The organism is Conexibacter stalactiti, assembly GCF_033542075.1.
Taxonomy (GTDB): domain Bacteria; phylum Actinomycetota; class Thermoleophilia; order Solirubrobacterales; family Solirubrobacteraceae; genus Conexibacter; species Conexibacter stalactiti.
On sequence record NZ_JAWSTH010000025.1, the window covers coordinates 1 to 22,477 of the forward strand.

Below are 22,477 nucleotides of genomic sequence, written 5' to 3' on the forward strand. Positions count from 1 at the left end.
CGGCGACCGCCTGCTCGTCGAGGCCGCCGCGCAGCAGGCCCCGCGCCGCGGCCGCGCCGCCGGCGGCGGCGCTGTCGCGCTCCAGCCGCGCGACCGCGTGGCCGCGCTCGCGCAGCAGGTCGTCGAGCTGGTCGACGACGCGCTCCTCGCCGCCCGCGGCGCGATAGCGGTTGTGCAGCAGGAGGACACGCGTGGGCTCGTCGCCCGCCCGTGCCGAGGCGCCGGGCGCAGGCGCCGTGCGCGCGCTGGATCGATCCGTCGAGGCCACTGGCGAGCGATTCTGGCAGGCTGCCCCGTCATGGCGATCGCGCTGGTCACCAACGTCATCACGCCGTACCGCGCCCCGCTCTACCGGCTGCTGGCCGAGCGCTACGGCGTCGAGGTGCTCTGCTTCGGCGCCGGGCAGAGCTACGTGCCGGCATGGTTCGGCGACCTCGACGCGCAGCTGGCGGCGGCGCCCTTCCCCGCCCGGCGGCTCGACGGGCCGCGCGCGGCGCTGCGGCTCGGTGCCCGCTACGCGGCGGCGATCGCGCCGGTCGCGGGCGGCGCGATGCTGCCGGCGACCTACGCCGGGATGCGCGCGCGGCGGCGCAGATTCGTGCTGTGGGCGTCGGTCTGGGCCCACCCGCGCGGCGGCGCGAAGGCCGCGGTCGCCTTCCCGCTCGTGCGGCACGTCTACCGCCACGCCGACGCGGTCGTGACCTACGGCCCGCACGTCAGCCGCTACGTCGCCGGCTATCGCGGCCGCACCGACGACGTCTTCGTCGCGCCGCAGTCGGTCGACGGCGCGCTCTTCGGCCGCCCGGTGGCGCCGGCCGAGACGGCCACCTGGCGCGCGGCCAACGGCCTGCCGCCCGACGCGCCGCTGCTGCTGTACGTCGGCCGGCTGGTGCCGGAGAAGGGGATCGAGGTGCTGCTCGACGCCTGGCGCCGCGTCCACGCCGCCGCTCCGCGGGCTCGCCTCGTCGCGATCGGCGACGGCGAGCTGGCGCCGCTGGTCGCGGCGGCCGACGGCGCGCACCTGCTGGCGCCGGTCGGCGCCGAGCAGCTGCCGGTCGCCTACGCGGCCGCGAGCGCGGTGACGCTGCCGTCGATCCCGACGCCGCGCTTCCGCGAGCCATGGGGGCTCGTCTGCAACGAGGCACTGCACCAGGCGACGCCGGTCGTGGCGACCGACGCGGTCGGCGCCGTCGCCGGCGGCCTCGTCCGCGACGGGCAGACTGGCCTCGTCGTGCCGGCCGGCGACGCCGCCGCGCTGGCGGCCGCGCTCACACGGCTGCTCGACGACGCGCCGCTGCGTGAGCGGCTCGGCAACGATGGCCGCGCGGCGCTCGCCGCCCACACGCACGCGCTGCAGGCCGACGCCTTCGGCCGCGCCCTCGCGGCCGCCGGAATCAGCAGCTAAGCCCGGAAGTTCCCAGGCACGCGGCGCGGCTCAGCGCGCCAGCGTGGAACTTCCAAAGTGACGAAGTCACTCCCCGACGCTGAAGAGCGCGTCGAGGTCGTGTCTGGAGTAGACCTCGAAGGCGACCATCGTCTGCGTCTTGACGATCCCGGGCAGGCGCGAGAGCGTCTCGGTCACGACGTGCGCGAGGTCGTCCTGCTCGCGCAGCCGCAGCACGGCCGCGAAGTCCCACTCGCCGGTCACCGAGTACGCCTCAGCGACGCCGGGGATCTCGGCGAGCTGGCCGCCGAGCTCGGCGAGCGATGTCCGCTCGGCCTGGATCAGCACGATCGCGTGGGTCATCAGCTGCTCCAGCTCTCGCCCGGCGCGAGCACGACCACCTTCGAGGAGGTCTGCGCCTCGACGTCGGCCTTGAACGCCTGGGCGTCGGTCTCGATCGGCGGGAACGTGTCGTAGTGGATCGGGATCACGGTCTCGGCGCCGATCAGCTTGACCGCCTCGACCGCGTCGTGACGGTCCATCGTGTAGTGGCCGCCGATCGGCACCAGCGCCACGTCGATCTTGCGCGCGCGACCCGGCAGCGCCAGGTCGGAGAAGAGGCACGTGTCGCCGAGGTGGTAGATCGTCGTGCCCTTGAAGTCGATCACGAGTCCCGCGGCGATGTGCGGCGTCCCGCTCGGCGAGACCGCGGTGTGAAATGCCGGCACGAGCTTGACCGAGCCCCAGTCGAACGTGATCGTGCCGCCGAGGTTCGGGTCGACGACGTCGACGCCCGCTCTGCCGATCTCGTGCGCGAGCTCGACGACGGCGAGCACGGTCGCGCCGGTGCGCTTGGCGATCGCGACGGTGTCGCCGAGATGATCGGCGTGGCCGTGCGTCAGCAGGATGGCCTGCGCGTCGAGCTCGCCGGCGGTCGCGGCCGCTCTCGGGTTCCCGGTCAGGAACGGGTCGGTCAGGACGGCCGTGTCGCCGTCACTCAACGAGAACGCCGACTGACCGAGGAATCGCAGCTGCATCTCACTCCCCCTTCGAGGTGGTGGTGTCGTCCGCCTGAAGCGTCTTCGCGAGCTGGAAGCCCACGGCCACGCCGACGAGCATGCCCAGCCGGGTCTCCTCCGCAACGAGCGTGCTGATCGCCAGCTTGCGCTCCGCGAGATCCTCCGTGCCGGCCGCCGAGTGGACCGCCTGGTCGTGGATCTCACCGAACCAGCCGCCGTCGGAGAGCGCGGCGTTCAGCACTCTCTGCAGCTGCGGCGCGGCGCGCGCGACCAGCTCCTGCGCATCACGCATCCGCTCGGCGTCCTCCAGCGAGGCGACAGCCGCTTCGAGCTCGGCATCGGTGTAGGCGCGCTCAGCCACGGCGCCCATCGTAGCGACGCGGCGCACGCGGGCCCGGTGCCCCCGGCGGGGCGCGGCGGCACGGCCGGCCCGGAGCCGGCTCAGCGCCGCGCGAGGCGCGCGAGCGGCAGCCCGGCGAGCAGACCGACGACGAGGCCGGTCGCGCCCGCGACCGCGTTCGCCTCGTGGACGGCCAGCGGCATCAGCAGCAGCAGGAGCGCGAAGACACCGACGCCGAGCAGGTCGCCGTCGACCTCGCGCCCACGCCGTGCCTCCATCAGATCAGGCACCGCCCACGCCGCCAGCAGCGCCAGCGCGGCGCCGTTGCCGCCGAGCGCCGGCCACGTCAGGCCGGTCAGGCTCGCGACGGCGAGGCCGCCGGCGCCGCCGAGCAGGAAGAGGGCGACGACGACGAACGGGCCGTGGCGGCGCTCCAGCAGCCAGCCGAAGATCGCGATCGCGAACAGCGTCACGAAGGCGTAGCCGCTGCTGTCGTACGCGAAGACGGCGGTGAGCGCATGCCACCAGTTGCTGCTGTCGAGGTCCAACAGGACCGTGAAGTCGACGTAGCGAGCCGGATCGGCGCGCAGGTAGATCAGCAGCAGCAGGCTGGCGAGCACCAGCGCGGCGGTCGCGTACGGTCGCGCGTCAACGCGGATGCCGGGGATCTCGCCGCGCTTGAGCGGGCCGAGCGATGGCTTCGGCGCCTTGCGCTGCGCGCGCGGTCTGTCCTTCGGACGGCCGCTTCTGTCGAGCTTTGGCGCACGCTTGCGCAGCCGGTTGCCGCAATACGGGCACTCGGTGATGTACGGGCTGACCTCAGACCCGCAGCTCTTACAGATGACGAACAGGTCAGGGCCGCCGCTGCTCACGCATCCAGTCTAGACCCCGGAGCGGGTTCCGGGGCGCTCACACGGCGCTCAGACCGCAGTGGCCGCGACGATTTCGGCCATCACCTCGTGCAGGTCGTGGTTCGCCTCGTGCACGACGCGCTGCCGCGCCGCGCCGTTGCCGCGCTGCAGCAGGTCCTCGACGGCCGCCAGGTCGGCGGCGCCGCCGAGATCCTGCGCATGCTCGCGCAGGCGGTCGAGGAGCCGTCGCGCCAGCTCGCGCGTGCTGACGCGATCGGTGCTCGGCAGATCGACCAGCTCGCCGTCGAGACCGTGGCGCGCCGCCAGCCACTTGTTCTCGTCGATCATCTGATGCGGGTACTTCGACAGCCGCTTGCCGGCCTCGAAGTGCTCGGCCAGCTCCTTCACCATCGCCTGGATCAGCGCCGTCAGCCCGAGCGTGTGCTCGATCCTCGTCTGACTGTCCATCACGCGTATCTCGACCGTGCCGAGGTTGGGGTGCGGGCGCACGTCGTACCAGAGGTAGGTGTAGTCCTCGATCACCCCGCTGCGGACCATGAAGCCGATCTTGGCCGCGTAGTCGTCCCAGTCGTCGTAGGTCGGCGGGATCCCCACGCGCGGGAAGGCGCGGAAGATCGGCGTGCGCGTCGAGGCGAGGCCGGTCGCGTCGGCGCGCCAGAAGGGCGAGTTGGCCGACAGCGCCAGCAGCACCGGCAGGTGGATGCGCATGCCGTTGGCGACGTGGATCGCCTTGTCGGCGTCGTCGAGGCCGACGTGGACGTGCTGTCCGAAGATGATCTCCTGACGCGCGACGAACTTGAGGTCGCTGACGAGATCCCGGTAGCGGTCGCGGCCGACGATCCGCTGCTGCTCCCACATCGCGAACGGGTGCGTCCCGGCGGAGCCGATCGCCAGGCCGCGGCCGGCGGCGGCGTCGATCACCTGGCGGCGGAGGCCGCGCAGCTCGGCGCCGGCGGCGGCGGTGTCGGGCTGCGGCGTCGTCGCGATCTCCAGCACCGACTCCATCAGCTCCGGCTTGACGGACTCCGACGGCGCCGCCTCCAGCATCGTCTCGATCGCGTTCGACAGCTCGAGCGTCCCAGCATCGAGGATCATCAGCTCCTCCTCGATGCCGATCGTGTAGTTGGGACCGTCGAAGTGGGGTTCGGGTTTAGACTCGGACGTCACTTCGCTCAATTTTTCCCCCCGACTCTGAGGACGGTTTCATGGCTCTCGGCTACGACGGCAAGCTGTACATCCTCGCCTTCGATCATCGCGGTTCCTTCCAGAAGAAGATGTTCGGCATCGAGGGTGATCCGACGCCGGAGGAGACCGCCACGATCGCCGACGCCAAGCAGCTGATCTACGAGGGAATGGCGCTCGCCGCCGACCGCGGCGCCGACAACAGCACGCTCGGCGTGCTCGTCGACGAGCAGTTCGGCGGTGACATCCCGAACGAGGCGAAGGCGAAGGGCCTGAAGCTCGCGATGCCGGTCGAGAAGAGCGGCCAGAACGAGTTCGACTTCCAGTACGGCGACGACTTCGGCGCCCACATCGAGACGTTCGACCCCGCCTTCTCGAAGGTCCTCGTCCGCTACAACCCCGACGACCCGGACGCCGCGGTCAACCCGCGTCAGAACGAGAAGCTCAAGCGCCTCGCCGACTGGCTGCACGCCAACGGCCGCAAGTTCCTCTACGAGCTGCTGGTGCCGGCGACCGACGAGCAGCTCGCCTCCGTCGGCGGCGACACCGACCGCTACGACGCCGAGCTGCGCCCGGAGCTGATGCGCCGCGCGATCGAGGAGACGCAGGCGTACGGGATCGAGGTCGACATCTGGAAGATCGAGGGCGTCGACGCCCAGGCCGACGCCGAGACGCTCGCGAAGCAGGCGCGCAGCGGCGAGGGTCGTGAGGGTGTCGTCTGCGTCCTGCTCGGCCGCGGCGCCAGCGACGCGAAGGTCGACCACTGGCTGCGCGAGGCGGCGCCGGTCGACGGCTTCATCGGCTTCGCGATCGGCCGCTCGATCTGGTGGGACAGCCTCAGAGGCTTCCTCGCCGGCGACGTCGCGCGGGCCGACGCGGCGTCGAAGATCGCGGACAACTACCTCCGCTTCATCGGGGTCTACGAGCAGCAGGAAGTCCACTAGGACCTCCCCTTCCCGCGGACTCGGCCGTCCACTCGCGTGGACGGCCGGGCGCGGGCAGCACCCGGCGCGCTCCTCGCCGCGACGGCCCGCGCACCGCGCCCAGTCGGCGCCTCTTTGCGCAGCGCGACGCGCGCTCTGCGCCGTCTCCGCCCCGCGATCGTTCCGCGGCGGACGCAGTTGCCGGCCACGGCCTTGCGCCGCCGCCGCGCGCGGCTACGCTCGGCCGCATGACCTGGCCGCGCGCCCTTCCCTGGATCGCCCTGCTGCTGGTCGCCGGCCTCGTGCTCGGCGACGTCCGACCGCCCGGCGGCTGGCCCGGCTGGCTCGGCGGCGGCGACCCCGCCCTGCGCCCCGGGGGCAGCACCGCGGCGCAGGTCGAGCGCGTCGTCGACGGCGACACGATCGCCGTCCGCGTCGGCGACGAGCGCGAGCGCGTGCGCTACATCGGCGTCGACACACCGGAGACGGTCAAGCCCGACGCCCCGGTCGAGTGCTGGGGCCCGGCGGCGAGCGCGCTCAACAAGCGGCTTGTGCGCGACGGCGAGCAGGTCACATTGCGCTTCGACCGCGAGCTGCGCGACCGCTACGGCCGCCTGCTGGCGTACGTCTACCGCGGCCGCGATCGGCTGTTCGTCAACGCCCGGCTCGTGCGCGACGGCGCCGCCAGAACGCTCTCGATCAGCCCCAACACCGCGCATGCTGGCGAGCTGGCGAGGCTTCAGGCAGACGCCCGCGCCGCCGGTCGCGGCATGTGGGGCGCCTGCTGAGCTGGGTGAAGATCCGGTGACGGCGGCGTCATAACCAGTGGTAGGCTTTCGAACTTCATGAGAATGCGTCAGAGTCTTGCCCAGTTCGAGCAGGCTTTTTACGAAGAGTCGATGGTCGACCGCGCCCGGCGCGAGCGACTGGCGAACACCGCGCAGCAGCGCGCGCGCAAGCGCGAGCTGGAGAAGATCCACAAGCGCGGATCCTTCCGCTTCGCGCTGCTCGTGCTCACGCTCATCGCGACCGCCGTCATCGTGACGATCGTGATGTTCCGCACGCTCTATATCGTGATGGGCTGAGCCAAGCCGTCGCGTACCCGCTCGAAAGCGGGCGCGTCAGGACTCGGCACCGCCTCCAAGCTTGCGCAGCGCCGCATCGACTTCTTCCTTGGCGCCCTCTCCAGCGGCGAGGTTCTCCTGCTGGATCTCGAGGTAGACCTCCTTGCGGAACACGGGGACGTCCCGCGGCGCCTGGATGCCGATGCGGACCTTCTCGCCCATGATCGCGAGCACCGAAACCTCTATCTCGTCGCCGATCATGATGCTCTGGTTTGACTTGCGCGTCAGAACCAACATTGCGCTCTCTGCCTCCCTGCTGGCGGATGGGCCGGACACGACCGGGGAGGGCAAGTCCAGAGACAGCCGGTCGCTCAAAAAGCAAGCATAACGAGCAGGTACAGGGCTCTTCGCATTTCCTCCCGCATTCCTCCTGGAAGAACGGCGGGTCGTCGGGGTCGCACTTTCCGCTAGTGTCCGCGCGCGATGGCACGACGCTCACTTCGTCCCCAGCTCAACCAGATCCGCCAGTGGGTCCGACAGGGCCGCACTGATGCCTGGATCGCGCACCAGCTCGAAGTCACGACGCAGCAGATCGCGTCCTTCAAGCGTGAGAACGAACTCGTCGCCGACGAGGTCGACACCGATACCGGTGCCGACTTCGACGACGAGATCGACCTCCGCGCGGAGGACGACGAGCTGATCGCCGCTGAACTCGAAGCAGCGCAGGCCGCCAAGGCCAAGGCAGAGGCGGAAGCCGCCGAAGCCAAGGCCAAGGAAGATGCCGCGCGGGCCAAGGCCCGCAAGCAGGACGCGGAGACCGACGACGAGGACGGCGACAAGCCCTCCCGTCGACGTGGTCGCCGCGGTGGTCGTGGTCGCCGCAAGGCCGCCGGACCGCTCGAGGGAACGTTCGACCACGGCGAGGAGGGCTACGGACTGTGGCTCGACCCCGCGGTGCAGGACGATCCCGTCTACGCCGAGCACTGGGCGGGTCACCGTCCGATCGAGATCACGATCGAGGAAGACCAGATCGTGATCCGGCGCGTCGGCGAAGACGACGACGAGTAAGCGCGATCGGCTGACGCCGATCGCGTAGATGAACCGCAGCGGTGCAACTGGCTGGGGCCGGTTGCACCGTCATCGGCTGCCGTCCTACGGCCGGTCGAGCGGCTTCTGCTGCTGCTCCAGCTCCTGTCGCGTGCGGCGCTTGCCGCCCGACCAGTCGAGTGCCTCGCGCACGTAGCGCGAGAAGGCGACCCCGGCGACGGTCTGGGCGTCCCAGGCGTTGGGATTGTTCGGCACGGTGTCCATCGCGACGTCGAGCACCCAGTCGCTGCCCTCGCCGTAGAGGCGCGCGAGGTCGTCGGTCGTGAAGGCGCCGCCGAGCCGGCGGCGCAGCTCGTCGTAGACGGCGTCGGCGACCCGCTCGAGCTGCGCGCGGTCGGACGGGTCGGCCTCGCGCAGGCGGCGCTGGCCTTCCTGCCACAGGTGAAGCGCTGTCTCGGTCTGCACCCGTCGGAGGGTAGCGAGCGAGCCGCTCCGCTTCAGTCGTCGGGCAGGCCGCTGACGACGTAGGGGCGCTCGCCCGGCCGCACCATCCCGAGGCGGCGGGCCTCGGTCTCGATCGTGCGCGGCTCTCTCAGCGCGCCGGCGCGTCTGCTGAGCGCCTCGTGCTCGACCTCCAGCTGGCGCAGCTGCTCGTGCTTGGCGTTCGAGTCGCGCCACGTCGAGACGTACGAGCGGGCGGGCTGCACGTAGAGCGCGACGACGCCGACCAGCAGCAGCAACAGCGCGACGCGGCCGACGCGATCCCAGCGCACCCGCATCGCGGCGGCGCCGAAGGCGGTCTGCGCCGGCGGGCGCTGCGGTCGGTCACGACGGTCACGGCGGGGCGGTTCGACGGGCGGCATTGGGAGAACCCTTCGCCCGCCCCCATCGTTCTCCTTCACCAACTCAACGATGCAACGACGCCACCGTCAAAGGTCTGTAGCGCGTCGGATCGTGGATGCCACGCGCGGCACGGCGGGCCGATCAGGCCGGAGGCCTTTGAGGCTCGCCGGGTCGTGCGTGGCGCCGCGAGGCGATGCGCTACTGGCCTTTGAAGGCGGAACGGCCGGGGTAGACGGCGTCGTTGCCCAAGGCTTCCTCGATCCGCAGCAGCTGGTTGTACTTCGCGACGCGGTCCGAACGGGCGGGGGCGCCGGTCTTGATCTGGCCGCAGCCGGTCGCGACGGCGAGGTCGGCGATCGTGACGTCCTCGGTCTCGCCGGAGCGGTGCGACATGACGGCGGTGTAGCCGTTCTCGCGCGCGAGCTTGATCGCGTCGAGCGTCTCCGTCAGCGTGCCGATCTGGTTGACCTTGATGAGGATCGAGTTGGCGACGCCGGCCTCGATGCCGCGGCGCAGGCGCTGCGTGTTGGTGACGAAGAGGTCGTCGCCGACGAGCTGGAGCTTGGCGCCGAGCCGGTCGGTCAGCGTCGACCAGCCGCCCCAGTCGCCCTCGTCCATGCCGTCCTCGATCGAGACGATCGGGTAGCGGCCGGCCATCTCGGCCCAGTAGGCGGCCATCTCCTCGGCGGTCAGGCTGCGGTTCTCGTGCTCCAGCACGTAGCGGCCGTTCTCGTAGATCTCGCTGGTGGCCGGGTCGAGCGCGATCGCGACCTGGTCGCCGGGCGTGTAGCCGGCCGCCTCGATGCCGCGCACGAGCACCTGCAGCGCCTCCTCGTTGGAGCCGAGGTCGGGGGCGAAGCCGCCCTCGTCGCCGACGGCGGTCGAGAGGCCGCGTTCGTGCAGGTTCTTCTTCAGCTGGTGGTAGATCTCCGTGCCCCAGCGCAGCGCCTCCGAGAACGACGACGCGCCCCACGGGACGATCATGAACTCCTGGAAGTCGATCTTGTTGTCGGCGTGCGCGCCGCCGTTGAGGACGTTCATCATCGGCACGGGCAGGATGTGCGCCGCGTCGCCGCCGAGGTAGCGCCACAGCGGCTGCCGCTCCTCCGCCGCCGCCGCGTGCGCCGCGGCGAGCGAGACGGCGAGCGTCGCGTTGGCGCCGAGGCGCGACTTGCTGGGCGTGCCGTCGAGGTCGATCAGCTGGCGGTCGATGCCGGCCTGGTTGGTCGCGTCCTTGCCGCGCACGGCGGTCGCGATCTCGCCGTTGACGTTGGCGACGGCCTTCGTGACGCCCTTGCCGAGCCAGGCGTCGCCGCCGTCGCGCAGCTCGGTCGCCTCGTACTCGCCCGTGGAGGCGCCCGAGGGGACGGCGGCCCGGCCCCACGCTCCAGAGCGCAGGCTCAGCTCGACCTCGACCGTCGGGTTGCCGCGGCTGTCGAGGATCTGGCGAGCGTGAACGTGCTCGATCTGGCTCATGCGTCTCGGTCTCCTGGTTCGGGTTCGTTCATGCGCGCTCGGACGTAGTACCCGAGCTGCTCGTCGGTGGTCAGCTCGTCCCACGCGCGGCCGTCGGCCGCGGCGAACGCCGCCGCATCATCGACGCGGCCGCGGAAACGGCCGCTGGCCGCGCGCAGCGCCAGCTCGGGATCGACCTTCAGCTTGCGCGCGACGTTGACGGCCGCGAACAGCACGTCGCCGAGCTCGTGGAAGCGGGCGTCACGGGCGGCTTCGCCGTCGACCTCGGCGACCTCGATCAGCTCGTCGAGCTCGTCGCGGACCGACTGCAGCGGCCCCTCGACGCCGGGGAAGTCGAAGCCGCTGGAGGCGGCACGCCGCTGGACCTTGCGCGCGTACAGCAGCGACGGCAGGTTCTCCGGGACCTCGGCGAAGATGCCGCGCTCGCGGCCGTCCTCGCCCTGCTTGATCTTGTCCCAGTTGGCGAGCACCTCGCCGGAGGTCTGCACCGCGTCGGCCGCGACCGCCAGCGCGGCCTCGGTCTCGGCGCTGTCGGGCGGGAAGAGGTGCGGGTGGCGCCGGATCAGCTTCTGGCGCGTGTTCTCCGCGACGGCGGCGAGGTCACCGGCCCCGCGCTCCTCCAAGAGGAGCGCGAGGAAGTGGACCTGGAAGAGCACGTCGCCGAGCTCGTCGAGCAGCTTGGCGTCGTCGCGGCGGTTGGCCGCGTCGGCCAGCTCATACGCCTCTTCGAGCGTGTGCGGGACGATCGTCCGCTCGTCCTGCTCGCGGTCCCACGGGCATTCGCGCCGCAGGTGCCGGGTCAGCTCGTCGAGGCGCAGCAGCGCCGCTTGGATCTCTGGTCGGCTCGAATCCACAGACGCGGCAGACTACCCAGTGGTGATCTGCCGCGCCTGCGCGGGAGTGCTACGGCGTCGTCGACGTGGCGACGGAGCCGCCCGCGGTCGCCGTCGGCGTCGCTCTTCTCGGAGCGTTCGAGCAGAACTGGTCGATCACGTACTCTCTGCGGCAGTTCGTGGCTCTCGCCCATCTGTCCTGGAACTCTCTGCCGAACTCCGTCAGCTCTCTCGTCGAGTTCTGCTGTCTGAGCAGCTCTCTGATCTGCTCTCTGGACTCGGCGAGCGAGCTCTGTCTCGCCGGCGTGACGCCGGTGACGCGGACGATGTACCAGCCGAACTGACCTCTGACCGGGCCGACGATGACGTCTTCTCTGGCGTTGAAGGCGGCCGTGTCGAGCGCTCTGTCCTGCTGGCCTCTGGCGACGCCGGCGAGTCTGCCGCCGTTGCCCTTGGAGAGCGCGTCGGTCGAGTATCTTCTCGCCGCCGCGGCCCAGGAGGTGCCGCCCTCGATCGCTCTCTTGGCCTCTTCGGCCTGCGCCTCGGTTCTCGTCAGGATGATCTCGAGGTCACGGCGCTCAGGAACAGCGAACTGCTCTCTGTTTCTGTTGTAGTAGTCCGTGATCTGCGCCTCGGTGACGTTGCCGGCGCTTCTCTGGATCTTCTCCGAGATTCTCGTGCCGAGCTCGTTGACCCGCAGGCGGAAGAGGACGTCCTCGTTGGTCATGCCGGACTGTCTGAGGAATCTCTCGTAGTCGCCTCTTCTGGGGAACGACTGTCTCTTCGTCTCGGCGAGCACTCTCTCGACGTCTCTGTCGGTGACGCTGACGCCGAGGTCCTCAGCTTCCTTGTCGAACCAGATCGCCTGGATCAGCAGCGCCATCGTCTGCTGTCTGATCTGCGTATCGAGCTGTCTGCACTGAGCTCTCAGCGCGCTCTGGGCCGGCACTCTCTGGCCTCTGACCGCTCTCGCCTGTCTCTCGAGCGCCGCGATGCATCTGGCGTACGTGGGCGGATCGGGGACGACGGCCTCGCCGCCCTGGGCGCTGGCACTCTTGGCCGTGATGACAGCCCAGCGGTCATAATCGGCCTTCGTCACGGCCTCCCCGTCGACTGAAGCGACGGCGTTGCTCGGCACATCGTTGCCGCTCTCGTCGTCACCGCCGCACGCGGCGATGGTGAAAGCAAGCGCGAAAAAGGCGCCAAGCGCCAGCAGAATGCGGATTGGCTTGGTCACAGACGTGGGCACTGTACAGAGTCTCCTTGCTCGGTGCGGCAGTTCAACTGATTATTGGGATGTCTTGCAATTGAGGCTTTGCTTGGCCACGTTCACACCGTTTCACGCGGCCTCGCGGGTCACTGCGAGCAATACGTCGGCAGCACGAACGACCGCCGGAAAGCGCGCGGCCGGATCGTCGGGAACCCGCACGGACAGCTGCGACTTCCCCGACTCGTACAGCGCCTCCGGGATCTCCTCGCGCATCCGCTTGGCACGGCGCGAGTCGAGCTCGATCGGCGTCACGGCGAGCCTACCGCCTCGGAAGCTGACCGCGCGCGCCCCGGCCTCGCCCAGCTTGATGCGCGCCTGCTGCAGCAGCAGCAGGTTGCGCAGCGGCTCCGGCGGCTCGCCGAAGCGATCCTCCAGCTCGGCGCGCAGCTCGTGCAGCTCCGACACCTCGCGCGCGCCGGCGATGCGCCGGTGGACGTCGATCTTCGCCTGCTCGTACGGGATGTAATCGGCCGGCACGTAGGCGTCGACGTTGACGTCGAGCCGCACCGGCTCGGCCAGCTCCTCGCCGCTGCCGTCGGCGCTCATCTCGGCGACGGCCTCGTCGAGCATCTGCATGTACAGCTCGAAGCCGAGCGCGGCGACGTGGCCCGACTGCTCGTCGCCGAGCAGGTTGCCGGCGCCGCGGATCTCGAGGTCGCGCATCGCGACCTTGAAGCCGGCGCCGAGCTCGGTGTAGTCCGACAGCGCCGAGAGCCGCTGCGCCGCGTCGGCCGTCAGCGACGCGGCGGAGGGGTAGAGCAGGTACGCGTAGGCGCGCTCGCGAGAGCGGCCGACGCGGCCGCGTATCTGGTAGAGCTGCGAGAGGCCGAAGAGGTCGGAGCGCTCGACGATCAGCGTGTTCGCCTGCGGGATGTCGATGCCGGACTCGATGATCGAGGTCGCGACCAGCACGTCGGCCTCGCCGCGCAGGAAGCGCAGCATCCGCCGCTCCAGCTCTCTCTCGTCGAGCTGGCCGTGGGCGACCTCGAATCTCGCGGTCGGGCAGAGCGCGCGCAGCCGCTCGGCCGTCTCGTCGATCGACTCGACGCGGTTGTGCAGGAAGAAGGCCTGGCCGCCGCGCGCCAGCTCGCGCTCGATCGCGCCCTTGACGAGCTGCTCGTCGTACTCGCCGACGTAGGTCTTGACCGGCCGCCGCCCCTCGGGCGGCGTCTCGATCACGGAGATGTCGCGGATCCCGGCGATCGACATCTGCAGCGTGCGCGGGATCGGCGTCGCCGACATCGCGATCACGTCGACCTTCAGCTTCAGCTGGCGCAGCAGCTCCTTCTGCTTGACGCCGAAGCGCTGCTCCTCGTCGACGATCAGCAGGCCGAGATCCTTCGGGCGCACGTCGCGCGAGAGCACCCGGTGCGTGCCGATGAGGATGTCGACGCCGCCGTCGACGAATCTCGCGATCGCCGCTCTCTGCTCGGCCGCCGGACGGAAGCGCGAGACGTGCTCGATCGTGAACGGGTAGTCCTTCAGCCGCTCGGAGAAGGTGCCGAAGTGCTGCTGGGCGAGGATCGTCGTGGGGACGAGCACCATCACCTGTCTGCCGTCGTTGGCCGCCTTGAAGGCCGCCCGCAGCGCGACCTCGGTCTTGCCGTAGCCGACGTCGCCGCAGATCAGCCGGTCCATCGGGCGGCCCGTCTCCATGTCGGCCTTGACCTGCTCGATCGCCTCGCGCTGGTCGGGCGTCTCGCGGTAGGGCCAGGCGTCCTCGAACTCGCGCATCCAGTCGGTGTCGGGCGGGAAGGCGTGCCCCTCGCGGCGCTTGCGCTCGGCGTAGAGGTTGAGCAGCTCGCCGGCCATCTCCTGCGCCGCTCTGCGCGCGCGCGACTTGAGCGTGTCCCAGCGTCTGCCGCCGAGCTTGGAGAGCGGCGGATGGTCGCCGCCGGCGCCGACGTAGCGCGAGATCTTCGCGAACTGGTCGACCGGCATGAAGACCTTGTCGCTGCCGGCGTACTCCAGCTCGAGGTAGTCGCGCGTGACGCCCGCGACCGTCTTCGTGTCGAAGCCGGCGAAGCGCGCGAGGCCGTGGTCCTCGTGGACGACGATGTCGCCGGTGCGCAGGTCGGTGAAGGAGCGCAGCGCGCCGCGCCGCGTGCCGGCCGCTCCGCGCCCGGCCGAGCGCGCCGGGCGGCGGTGGAAGAGCCGGTGCTCCGGGATCACCGCGAGTCTGAAGCCGGGGGCGACGAAGCCATCGCGCAGGCGTGCCTCGACGAAGGCGAGGTCGGCGCCGCGCGGGGCGTCGCCGTCGACCCAGCGGACCTTCATGCGGCCGAGGTTGTAGGCGGCGCGCTCGCCCTCGCCTCTGCGACCGAACGCGACGACGGTGCGGTAGCCGCCGCGCACGAGCTTCTCCAGCTCCGGCTCGGCCTCCTTGACGCCGCGCGCGGCGACGTCGGCCGACTGGCCGCGGAACGCGATCGTCTGGTCCTGGTCGATCGACGAGAGGCGGATTCTCGCGCGCCGCGCGAGCGTCGCCTCGACCGCGTCCGGCGCGACGTAGAGGTCGTGCGCGTCGTCGGCGTGGAAGGCGGTGCAGACGTCGGACCAGTGGTCGGTCAGCGCCGGCGTGATCTCCTCCTCGGCGGCGACCAGCACGGCCGCGTCCGCGACGAGGTCGAGCATCGCGTGGAAGTCGCCGACGGGCAGCAGCTCAGCGATGTCCGGGCGCTTGTCGGGATCCTCCAGCGCCGCGATCTCCGCCAGCTCGCGATGCTCGGCGGCCAGCTCGGCGGCCGGCGAGACCTCGATGCTCTCGGCGTCGCCGAGCGAGCGCTGCGTGAAGGTCGAGAACCAGCGCAGCGACTCGATCTCGTCGCCGAAGAGGTCGACGCGGACGGCGCGGTCCTCGGTCGCCGGGTAGAGGTCGAGCAGGCCGCCGCGGATCGCGAACTGGCCGCGGTCCTCGACCTGGTCGACGCGCTCGTAGCCGGCCGCGACGAGGTCCTCAGCCGTCTCGTCGAGGTCGAGCAGCTCGCCGACGGTGAGCGTGAAGCCATGCGGGCGCAGCGCCGGATCGGGCACCTTCTCCGACAGCGCGACGGCCGAGACGACCACCACGGGAGCGATCTCGTCGCCGGAGCGCTCCGACAGCAGCGCGTCGAGCGCGGCGACGCGCAGGCCGACGAGGTGCGGCGGCGGCGCGAGGTGCGACTCGTAGGCGACGCCGCGCGAGGGATAGAAGCGGACCTGCCGCGGTCTCAGCCACGTGCGCAGGTCGGCGGCGAGGTCGCGCGCCTGGCGGTCGTCGCCGGCGACGACCAGCAGCGGGCGCGACAGATCCTGCTGCGCGAGCGCGGCGACGACGAACGGGCGCAGCGACTGCGACACGAAGGCACGGCCGCCGTCACGCGCGAGCGTCGTCGTGGCAGCGTCGTCAGCGGCGTATGCGAGAAGCGGAGCAAGCATGGAAGAGGGCAGGCACAGCGACCGCAAAGAGCGGCCGCAGCCTGTCAGCAGTCTAGGCCGTGATTCTCACGACTTCCTAAGCACGTGAGCGGGCAACCAGTGGTCCACTACGCGAGGTCCAGCTCTCCGAGCACGATCCGCTCGGCCGTGTCGGTCGCGCGCTCGATCAGGTCCTGGACATCGCCCTTCGGCTCGCTGAAGCGGCCGAGCACGTAGGCGGCGACGCGGTCGGGATCGGTCGTCGGCGGCCGGTCGACGCCGATCCGCACGCGTCCGAAGTCGGGGCTGCCGAGCTCGCGCTTGAGCGACTTGAGGCCGTTGTGGCCGGCGAGACCGCCGCCCATGCGGGCGCGGATGTCTCCGAACGGCAGGTCGATCTCGTCGTGCAGCACGACGATCCGCTCCAGCGGGACTCTGTAGGCGCCGCGGGCGGGGCCTGCCGATCTGCCCGACTCGTTCATGTACGTCTGCGGCAGCAGGACCGCGACGCGTGGACCCCCGGGGCCTGTGCGGCCGTCGGTGACGAGGCCGGCGAACTTTCTCTTCGCGCGGGGAAGCTGCCAGCGCGCGGCGAGCGCGCTGGCGACTTCGAAGCCGATGTTGTGCCGCGTGGCCGCGTACTGCGAGCCGGGGTTCCCCAGCCCGACGACGAGCCAGTCGACCGGCGACGCGCCCGCGGCGGAACGCCCCAGGCGCATCGCGACCTACTCCGCGGAGTCGCCCTCGGCGGCGGGTCTGTCGCTGGCGACCTCGGTCTCGGTCTCGATCTCGTCCTCGCTCTCGACCGAGAGCTTCGGCGCGAGCACGGAGGCGAGGACGGTCTCCTCGAGGTCGTCGAGCAGCGTGACGCCCGACGGAGGCGTGAGCGCCGAGAGGTAGACGGTGTCGCCGACCTCGACCTTCGAGACGTCGAGCTCGATCACGTCCGGGATCTCGTTCGGCAACGCCTCTATGTTGATCTCGCGCGTGACCTGCTCGAGCACGCCGCCGGACTTGATGCCGGGGGCGTCGTCGGCGTTCACGAACTCGACCACGACGGTCGCGTGGATTCTCTGCGACAGATCGACGCGCAGCAGGTCGACGTGCAGCATGTTCCCGGTGACCGGGTGACGATGGTGGTCCTTGAGGACGACCGGCGTCTGCGCGCCATCAAGCGTCAGCTGGATGACGGCGCCGCCGTGCGCGAGCGCGTTGCGCAGCTCGCGAGCGTCGACCTGGAACGGGACGGGGTCAGCGTCCCCGCCGTAGACGATGCCCGGCACGAACCCGCTACGACGAAGACGGCGGGTTGAGCGGGAGCCTTCGATCTCGCGGGGAGCGACGGTGAGTGTGGTCTCTTCTGCAGCCATGAGCGGCGAATAAGGGTAGACGATCGCCGCGATCGGCGTGGTCCCCTGCGTCGCGGCTACGAACGGTCGCGCTGCCGCACGGGCGCGCGGCGCGGCTCAGGCGTGTGCGCGGGACGGCGCTGCCTCGGCGGCACGAGGTCGGCGAGACGCTCCCCGGAGCGCAGGCGGACGCGCGCCGGAACGGCATCGGGCAGCGGCAGGCCGCCGGAGGAGGGCCCGCGCGGCGGCTGCGGCAGGATGCGGTCGTTGCCGCCCCCGCCGCCGTCGTCGTCCTCCTGCGGGGGCGCCCACGGCGTCACCCGCTCGTCGCGCAGCAGCGGCAGCAGGAGCAGCATGCCGAAGCCGAGGCCCAGCAGGTGCAGCGAGCCGAACACGACGACGACGAGCGTCTCTTCGCCCATGCACGCAGCGTAGCGCCGCGCGCGTGTGAGCGGGGGATTTACCGTCTCGCGCTGCCGCGCGGGACGTACTGACGCGACGCGCGATAACTGGTGCGCAGCACGTCGTAGGCCGGCTTGCGCGTGAAGTCGAGCCGCACGAGGCCCTTCTGGTGGATCGGCGGCGTCGGCCACGGGTTGCCGCCGCCCCACGCGTTGCGGATGCGGAACTCCTGCAGAGCCCAGTAGACGCTGCCGCTCAGCCACGGCTTGCTCGCGAACGCGGCGAGGTGGTAGGCGACGAACTCTCTCTGGAACTCGTAGGTGCCCTTCTCCTCGACCGGGCCGTCGCGGTTGGCCTCCGCGCCGTACTCGGTCACCGCGATCGCCTGCTTCGGGTAGCAGGCGCGCAGCTGGTCGAGGAACGGGTCGAGCTCGTCGCGGTCGGCGATGTTGCCGCCGACGCCGGTGTACCAGCCGAAGTAGTCGTTCATCCCCAGCACGTCGATCGGCGCGTACGAGGCCTGGCAGCCGCTCTCCGGGTGACCGGCGAAGGCGAGGCCGACGAGCGCGGTCGGGTGCAGCGTGCGGATCAGGTCGGCGCTAGTTCTGAGGTACGACGCCTGGTTGCGACCGGGCGAGCTGGCCATCTCGTTGCCGACCGACCAGACCGCGATCGACGGGTGGTTGCGGTTGGCGAGCAGGTCCTCTCTGACCTCCTGCAGCGCCAGCTTGCGGAACTCCGCGCGGCCGAGGTCGGCCTCCGACAGCTGGTAGGTCGAGGGGATCTCCGACCACAGCAGCATCCCCTGACGGTCGGCCAGCTGCTGGAAGCTCGGATGCAGCGGGTAGTGGGCGCGCACCAGCGTCGAGCCGGAGTCGCGCACGAGTCTCATCAGCGACGCCCGGTCGGCGTTGTTCATCGCCGAGCCGCGCGCGAGCGTGTCCTCGTGGATCGCCACGCCGCGGAAGCGGACCGTCTGTCCGTTGAGCGCGAGCTGCCCGGAACCGGAGACGACGAGCGAGCGGATGCCCGTCTCGAGCGTGTAGCCGGCGACCTCGGTCGCTCTTCTCTCGTTGGCGCCCTGGGCGCCCGCGACGAGCCGCACGCGGTAGAGGCTCGGTCTCGCCGGCGACCACAGTCTCGGGTTTCTGACGATCGTTCTCGTCGTCAGCGTGACCGACTTGCCGGCGGCGACCACCTGCTCGCCGAAGTCGAGCGGCTGCGTGCCGAAGCGCCCTCTGAGCGTCACGAGCTGATTGCCGCGCGTGTAGTTGGTGACCGTCGCGTTGGCCGTCACCGTCGCGCTGCCGCCGACCTTCGGCAGGCTCGGTGAGACCTGCACGTCGGTCAGGTCGAGGCGGTCGACCTTGCGCAGGTAGACCTCGCGCTGCAGGCCGCCGTAGTTCCACCAGCCGGTCGCCGGGATCGGCTGGCTGACGATCCCCTCCGGTATCGCGCGGCGGTTGTCGGCGCGGATGACGAGGCGGTTGACGCCCTTCGCGTTGAGGTTCGGCAGCTCCAGCTCGAACGGCGTGTAGCCGCCGATGTGCTCGCCGAGCTTGCGCCCGTTGAGCCATATCGTCGCGCGGAAGTTGACCGCCTCGAAGCGCACGATCCAGCGGTCCGTTCTCGCCGTTCTGCTGGCGGGCAGACGGAAGTCCTTGCGATACCAGCCAATCGAGCCCTCGTACGACTCGCGCGTGGAGCCGCCGACGTTCCAGACCATCGGCGCGGTCGTGCCGCTCCAGCCGTCGACGCCGCTCTGCGAGTAGAAGCGCTGCGGGACGCCGGCGTCCTCGAGGTCGGCGCGGAAGAGCCACGGGCCGTCGACCAGGATGCGGTCGTCCTGCCCTTCGAGGTAGAGCGGCGCACCCGCCGGGACGGTGACCTCGCTGGAAGGCGCGGTCATCGGCGTCGTCGGCGCGGCCGGCGAGGTCGGCGGCGCGGGAGCGGCGCCGGTCTCCTCTTCAGCGGAGGCGACGGTCGGCGCGAGCGCGGCGCCGCAGAGGGCGAGCGCGATGGCGAAAGCGGGGAACGACGGACGGCGCGGCATCGACGGCTGGAGAGTACGGAAGGGTCCCGACAGTTGCGGCGTCCGCCGAGGGGTGTCAGAAGTCTGACACAGTCAAATGGGTCGCTGACGACGACTGCCAGTGGCGCGAGCCCGCTCCGATCGGGGATGATGGCGATCGATGGGCCGCCCCAGCCGTTACCTCGTCGTCGCCGCCGCGGCGGTCCTCTTCCTGCTGGCGAGCGCCGGCCTCGCGCGCGTGCTGAACGCCAACTCGGCCGAACGCGCCGCGATCGAGACCGCGCTGGAGGCGCAGGCCGGCGGCAACGTCCGTGCGCTCGTGGCGTCGATCGACGGCTGCGCCCAGGACGCCGGCTGCCGCGCCTCCGCGGAGGCCAACGCCGCCGCGCTCAGATCGAGCGGCGAGGTGAAGGTCGCGCGGCTGGATCTCTCGACCAACTTCTCGCCGTTCGGCGCCGACGGCACCGCGCGCGTCGTGTGGACGACGCCGACCCGCTTGACGGTCGTGCAGTGCGCGCGCATCCACCGTGCCGGTGACGTCTTCGGCGGGATCGAGGTCGAGCTGCTCGATCTCAGCAGACCGATCGACCGCGAGAGCAGCTGCCCGTAGGTCTCAGTGCAGCGTCGGCGGCTCCTCGCTGCTGATCTCGAGGAAGCGCGCGACCGACGTCTCCTGGTGCGCCAGCCGCGCGGCGAGGTCGCGCGCGTGGTCGGCGGCGAAGTCGAGGAAGTCGCTGAGCGCGCGCTCAGGGTCGTCGGGCAGCGGATAGATCCGCGCGAGGTCCTGCTGGGCGCAGGCGATTCCGATCGGCGGCCGTCCCTCCGACAGCGCCCGGGCGCCGCAGACCGGGGCGACGACCAGCTGGCGCTCGGGCGCGACCAACGCGACCGGCAGCAGCCGGTGGGCCGGCAGCGGCACGCGCAGCTGCACCGAGCGCTCGATCGAGACGTCGCCGCCGGCCAGCTCCTGCAGCGGCGCGCGCCAGACGTCGAGCACCGTGTCGGCGCCGACGAGCGCCTCGCGCAGCGCCCGCGCCTGCTCCAGGTACAGCTCCTCCGCCTGCTCGCGGTCCTCGGCGTCGCCGAGGTCGAGGTCGCACGGGACGCGCATCAGGTCGCGCGCGGAGAGCGTCGTGCCGGCGCCGTGGCGGCCGCGCGCGACGTAGGTCTGGATCGTGCCGAGGTCACGACGGCCGTGGAAGACGACCGTGACGACCTCGCTGACAGGGAGGTCGCTGACGGCGAGTGAGACAGCCGCGGCGTCGGAGGCGTCGAGCAGAGCCCTTCGAAGCAGCTCGTCAGCCGCACCGTCGTCTCGCCGTTCGTCGCTCATGACGCACCGTCCTTGGGGAGTTCCTTCCACACAGGATAATCGGCCTGTCGACGGGTAGCCTGAGGCCATGAAGCTGATCTACAAGCCGTTCGGCATCGTCGTCGGGATCGTGGCCGGCCTGTTGGCGCGCAAGCTCTTCACGTTCGTGTGGAGCAAGATCGACGACGAGGAGCCGCCCGAGGCGACGACCCAGCTCGCGAGCTGGCCGAGAGTCGTCACCGCCGCGGCGGTGCAGGGCGTGACCTTCTCGGTCACGCGCGCGGTCGTCGACCGCGCCGGCGCCAGAGGCTGGGAGCACGTCTTCGGCGTGTGGCCCGGCGAGAAGGCGCCGGACAAGGCCTAACCGCCGGAGCGCAGCACGAAGCCGCGCTCGGCGAGCTGGCCGAGCGCGTCCTCGAAGCGGCCGAAGTCGCGCGCCAGCAGCGCGTCGAGCGGCCGGCCGGCCGGCCCGCTGGCGCGCACCCAGCGGCGCAGCACCGGCGCCCCGGCGCGCTCCTCGGCCTCGGCCAGCAGGTCGAGCAGGATCGGCAGCTCGGGCCGGTGGTCGAGCTGACCGGACAGCAGCGTCAGCGGATCGACCGCCAGCGCCGCGCACAGCTCGTCCTCGGAGAGGCCGAGCAGCGTCATCAGGTGGTGGGCGTCGCGGGCCATGCGCGGCGGAGCCGGAAGCGCCCGCTCAGAACAGCTGGTTCTCGCCGCGGAAGACCTCGGAGACCGAGCCGTCCGTGAAGATCTGACGGATCGAGCTGGTCAGCAGGTCGGCGCACGGCAGCACCGTGATGTTGTCCGGAGCCCCGCTCGGCAGCGGGATCGTGTCGGTCACGACGATCTCGTCGAAGGCCGCCGCGGCGAGGTTCTCCCACGCGTTGCCGGAGAAGACGCCATGGGTCGCCGCCGCCAGCACGCGCGTGGCGCCGGCGTCGCGGACCGTCTGCGCAGCTGCCTTCAGCGTGCCGGCCGTGTCGATGATGTCGTCGACGATGACGGCCGTCTTGCCCTTCACGTCACCGATCACGTAGCCGATCTCGGCGACCTGCTGGGCCGGGCGCTCCTTGTTGAGGATCGCCAGCTCGGCGCCGATCGTGGCGGCGAACTTCTTGTTCAGCTTCACGCGACCGGCGTCCGGCGAGACGACGACGAGGTCTTCCAGGCTCTGGTCGGCGAAGTATCTGGTCAGCATCCACATCGCCGTCATGTGGTCGCACGGCTTCTGGAAGAAGCCCTGGATCTGACCGGAGTGAAGGTCCATCGTGAGGATCCGATCGATCCCCGCGGTCTCCAGCATGCGCGCGACGAGGCGGGCCGAGATCGGCTCGCGCGGCGCCGACTTCTTGTCCTGGCGCGAGTAGCCGTACCAGGGACAGACGGCGACGACGCGGTGAGCCGAGCCGCCGACGGCCGCGTCGACCATCTCCAGCAGCTCCATCAGCGCGTCGTTCGGCGTGATCCCCGTCAGCGGGTTGCCGGAGATCGGCTGCACGATGAAGACGTCCGCGCCGCGGATCGACTCCTCGTAGCGGCAGTAGACCTCGCCGTTGGTGAACGTTCTGAGGTGGACGCCGCCGAGCTCGACACCGAGCTTGGCGGCGATGTCGGCGCCCAGCTGCTGGTGGGCACGGCCGCTGAAGAGCATCAGCTGCTTGCCGTAGCCGATCTCGATGTGGCTGTTGGGGTGCTCCTGCGGACCGGCCGAACTCATCTGTGCGCCGAGT

At 71.0% G+C, this 22,477-nt stretch carries 26 protein-coding genes and 1 pseudogene; 7 read left to right on the forward strand and 20 right to left on the reverse strand.

Annotated features, from left to right (window positions below; genetic code table 11):
* A pseudogene (locus tag R7226_RS11380) lies at nt 1-268 on the reverse strand (flagellar motor protein); the annotation flags it as partial.
* A 30-nt stretch (nt 269-298) separates the two neighbouring features.
* On the opposite strand from R7226_RS11380, the gene R7226_RS11385 reads away from it, so the two are divergent.
* Nucleotides 299-1,405, forward strand: coding sequence for a glycosyltransferase family 4 protein (locus R7226_RS11385; RefSeq protein WP_318597278.1), 1,107 nt, complete (start codon nt 299-301; stop codon nt 1,403-1,405).
* A gap of 66 nt (nt 1,406-1,471) precedes the next feature.
* Here the strand turns inward: R7226_RS11385 and R7226_RS11390 are convergent, their stop codons facing one another.
* The 5 genes from R7226_RS11390 to R7226_RS11410 all read right to left on the reverse strand — a co-directional run bounded on the left by R7226_RS11390 (nt 1,472) and on the right by R7226_RS11410 (nt 4,782).
* On the reverse strand, nt 1,472-1,747 hold the full coding sequence (locus R7226_RS11390; protein ID WP_318597279.1) for an Lrp/AsnC family transcriptional regulator: 276 nt from the start codon (nt 1,745-1,747) through the stop codon (nt 1,472-1,474).
* On the reverse strand, nt 1,747-2,421 hold the full coding sequence (locus tag R7226_RS11395; RefSeq protein WP_318597280.1) for a metal-dependent hydrolase: 675 nt from the start codon (nt 2,419-2,421) through the stop codon (nt 1,747-1,749). Before R7226_RS11395 ends, R7226_RS11390 begins: the two co-directional genes overlap by 1 nt.
* Nucleotide 2,422: 1 nt before the next feature.
* Nucleotides 2,423-2,764, reverse strand: coding sequence for a hypothetical protein (locus R7226_RS11400; RefSeq protein ID WP_318597281.1), 342 nt, complete (start codon nt 2,762-2,764; stop codon nt 2,423-2,425).
* Nucleotides 2,765-2,844: 80 nt separating this feature from the next.
* Nucleotides 2,845-3,615 (reverse strand): rhomboid family intramembrane serine protease, encoded by a 771-nt coding sequence (locus tag R7226_RS11405; protein WP_318597282.1) that lies wholly within the window; start codon nt 3,613-3,615, stop codon nt 2,845-2,847.
* Between the two features lie 48 nt (nt 3,616-3,663).
* Nucleotides 3,664-4,782: a carboxylate-amine ligase gene (locus tag R7226_RS11410; protein ID WP_318597346.1), complete on the reverse strand. Its 1,119-nt coding sequence runs from the start codon at nt 4,780-4,782 to the stop codon at nt 3,664-3,666.
* Nucleotides 4,783-4,820: 38 nt separating this feature from the next.
* Between R7226_RS11410 and R7226_RS11415 the strand changes: the two genes are divergently transcribed.
* The 3 genes from R7226_RS11415 to R7226_RS11425 all read left to right on the forward strand — a co-directional run bounded on the left by R7226_RS11415 (nt 4,821) and on the right by R7226_RS11425 (nt 6,805).
* Entirely contained in the window at nt 4,821-5,741 is a 921-nt protein-coding gene (locus R7226_RS11415) for a 2-deoxy-5-keto-D-gluconate 6-phosphate aldolase domain-containing protein (protein ID WP_318597283.1), read from the forward strand.
* 227 nt (nt 5,742-5,968) lie between these two features.
* Nucleotides 5,969-6,508 (forward strand): thermonuclease family protein, encoded by a 540-nt coding sequence (locus R7226_RS11420; RefSeq protein ID WP_318597284.1) that lies wholly within the window; start codon nt 5,969-5,971, stop codon nt 6,506-6,508.
* A gap of 57 nt (nt 6,509-6,565) precedes the next feature.
* Nucleotides 6,566-6,805, forward strand: coding sequence for a hypothetical protein (locus tag R7226_RS11425; protein WP_318597285.1), 240 nt, complete (start codon nt 6,566-6,568; stop codon nt 6,803-6,805).
* A gap of 36 nt (nt 6,806-6,841) precedes the next feature.
* Here R7226_RS11425 and csrA read toward each other — a convergent pair whose 3' ends face one another.
* A complete protein-coding gene (gene csrA / locus R7226_RS11430) occupies nt 6,842-7,081 on the reverse strand; it encodes a carbon storage regulator CsrA (RefSeq protein ID WP_404827816.1) in 240 nt (79 codons plus the stop codon).
* A gap of 186 nt (nt 7,082-7,267) precedes the next feature.
* Here csrA and R7226_RS11435 point away from each other — a divergent pair, with 186 nt between their 5' ends.
* Complete coding sequence (locus R7226_RS11435; protein ID WP_318597286.1) at nt 7,268-7,852, forward strand: hypothetical protein; 585 nt, start codon at nt 7,268-7,270, stop codon at nt 7,850-7,852.
* Nucleotides 7,853-7,936: 84 nt separating this feature from the next.
* On the opposite strand, the gene R7226_RS11440 is transcribed toward R7226_RS11435, so the two are convergent.
* The 10 genes from R7226_RS11440 to R7226_RS11485 all read right to left on the reverse strand — a co-directional run bounded on the left by R7226_RS11440 (nt 7,937) and on the right by R7226_RS11485 (nt 19,453).
* Nucleotides 7,937-8,296, reverse strand: a complete 360-nt coding sequence (locus R7226_RS11440; RefSeq protein WP_318597287.1) for a hypothetical protein — start codon at nt 8,294-8,296, stop codon at nt 7,937-7,939.
* A gap of 32 nt (nt 8,297-8,328) precedes the next feature.
* A complete protein-coding gene (locus R7226_RS11445; RefSeq protein ID WP_318597288.1) occupies nt 8,329-8,694 on the reverse strand; it encodes an FtsB family cell division protein in 366 nt (121 codons plus the stop codon).
* A gap of 178 nt (nt 8,695-8,872) precedes the next feature.
* Entirely contained in the window at nt 8,873-10,150 is a 1,278-nt protein-coding gene (gene eno, locus R7226_RS11450; RefSeq protein ID WP_318597289.1) for a phosphopyruvate hydratase, read from the reverse strand.
* Nucleotides 10,147-11,004: a nucleoside triphosphate pyrophosphohydrolase gene (gene mazG / locus R7226_RS11455; RefSeq protein WP_318597290.1), complete on the reverse strand. Its 858-nt coding sequence runs from the start codon at nt 11,002-11,004 to the stop codon at nt 10,147-10,149. The genes eno and mazG overlap by 4 nt, the downstream gene beginning before the upstream one ends.
* A gap of 49 nt (nt 11,005-11,053) precedes the next feature.
* Nucleotides 11,054-12,220, reverse strand: coding sequence for a peptidyl-prolyl cis-trans isomerase (locus R7226_RS11460; RefSeq protein ID WP_318597291.1), 1,167 nt, complete (start codon nt 12,218-12,220; stop codon nt 11,054-11,056).
* A gap of 102 nt (nt 12,221-12,322) precedes the next feature.
* On the reverse strand, nt 12,323-15,670 hold the full coding sequence (mfd, locus tag R7226_RS11465) for a transcription-repair coupling factor (RefSeq protein ID WP_318597292.1): 3,348 nt from the start codon (nt 15,668-15,670) through the stop codon (nt 12,323-12,325).
* Nucleotides 15,671-15,777: 107 nt separating this feature from the next.
* On the reverse strand, nt 15,778-16,368 hold the full coding sequence (gene pth, locus R7226_RS11470) for an aminoacyl-tRNA hydrolase (protein ID WP_318597293.1): 591 nt from the start codon (nt 16,366-16,368) through the stop codon (nt 15,778-15,780).
* Nucleotides 16,369-16,374: 6 nt separating this feature from the next.
* Nucleotides 16,375-17,019, reverse strand: a complete 645-nt coding sequence (locus R7226_RS11475; protein WP_318597294.1) for a 50S ribosomal protein L25/general stress protein Ctc — start codon at nt 17,017-17,019, stop codon at nt 16,375-16,377.
* 56 nt (nt 17,020-17,075) lie between these two features.
* Nucleotides 17,076-17,420: a hypothetical protein gene (locus tag R7226_RS11480; protein ID WP_318597295.1), complete on the reverse strand. Its 345-nt coding sequence runs from the start codon at nt 17,418-17,420 to the stop codon at nt 17,076-17,078.
* Nucleotides 17,421-17,458: 38 nt separating this feature from the next.
* Nucleotides 17,459-19,453 carry a glycoside hydrolase family 2 protein gene (locus R7226_RS11485; protein WP_318597296.1) on the reverse strand — a complete coding sequence of 665 codons (1,995 nt, stop codon included), beginning with the start codon at nt 19,451-19,453 and terminating at the stop codon, nt 17,459-17,461.
* 139 nt (nt 19,454-19,592) lie between these two features.
* On the opposite strand from R7226_RS11485, the gene R7226_RS11490 reads away from it, so the two are divergent.
* Nucleotides 19,593-20,042 carry a hypothetical protein gene (locus tag R7226_RS11490; protein ID WP_318597297.1) on the forward strand — a complete coding sequence of 150 codons (450 nt, stop codon included), beginning with the start codon at nt 19,593-19,595 and terminating at the stop codon, nt 20,040-20,042.
* A gap of 3 nt (nt 20,043-20,045) precedes the next feature.
* Here R7226_RS11490 and R7226_RS11495 read toward each other — a convergent pair whose 3' ends face one another.
* A complete protein-coding gene (locus R7226_RS11495) occupies nt 20,046-20,765 on the reverse strand; it encodes a hypothetical protein (protein ID WP_318597298.1) in 720 nt (239 codons plus the stop codon).
* Between the two features lie 67 nt (nt 20,766-20,832).
* Between R7226_RS11495 and R7226_RS11500 the strand changes: the two genes are divergently transcribed.
* Nucleotides 20,833-21,108, forward strand: coding sequence for a DUF4235 domain-containing protein (locus tag R7226_RS11500; protein WP_318597299.1), 276 nt, complete (start codon nt 20,833-20,835; stop codon nt 21,106-21,108).
* Here the strand turns inward: R7226_RS11500 and R7226_RS11505 are convergent.
* The gene (locus tag R7226_RS11505; RefSeq protein WP_318597300.1) at nt 21,105-21,416 is read right to left on the reverse strand and encodes a hypothetical protein; all 312 of its coding nucleotides are present in this window, start codon (nt 21,414-21,416) and stop codon (nt 21,105-21,107) included. The genes R7226_RS11500 and R7226_RS11505 overlap by 4 nt on opposite strands.
* 25 nt (nt 21,417-21,441) lie before the next feature.
* A complete protein-coding gene (locus R7226_RS11510) occupies nt 21,442-22,464 on the reverse strand; it encodes a ribose-phosphate diphosphokinase (protein ID WP_318597301.1) in 1,023 nt (340 codons plus the stop codon).
* Nucleotides 22,465-22,477: the final 13 nt, after the last annotated feature.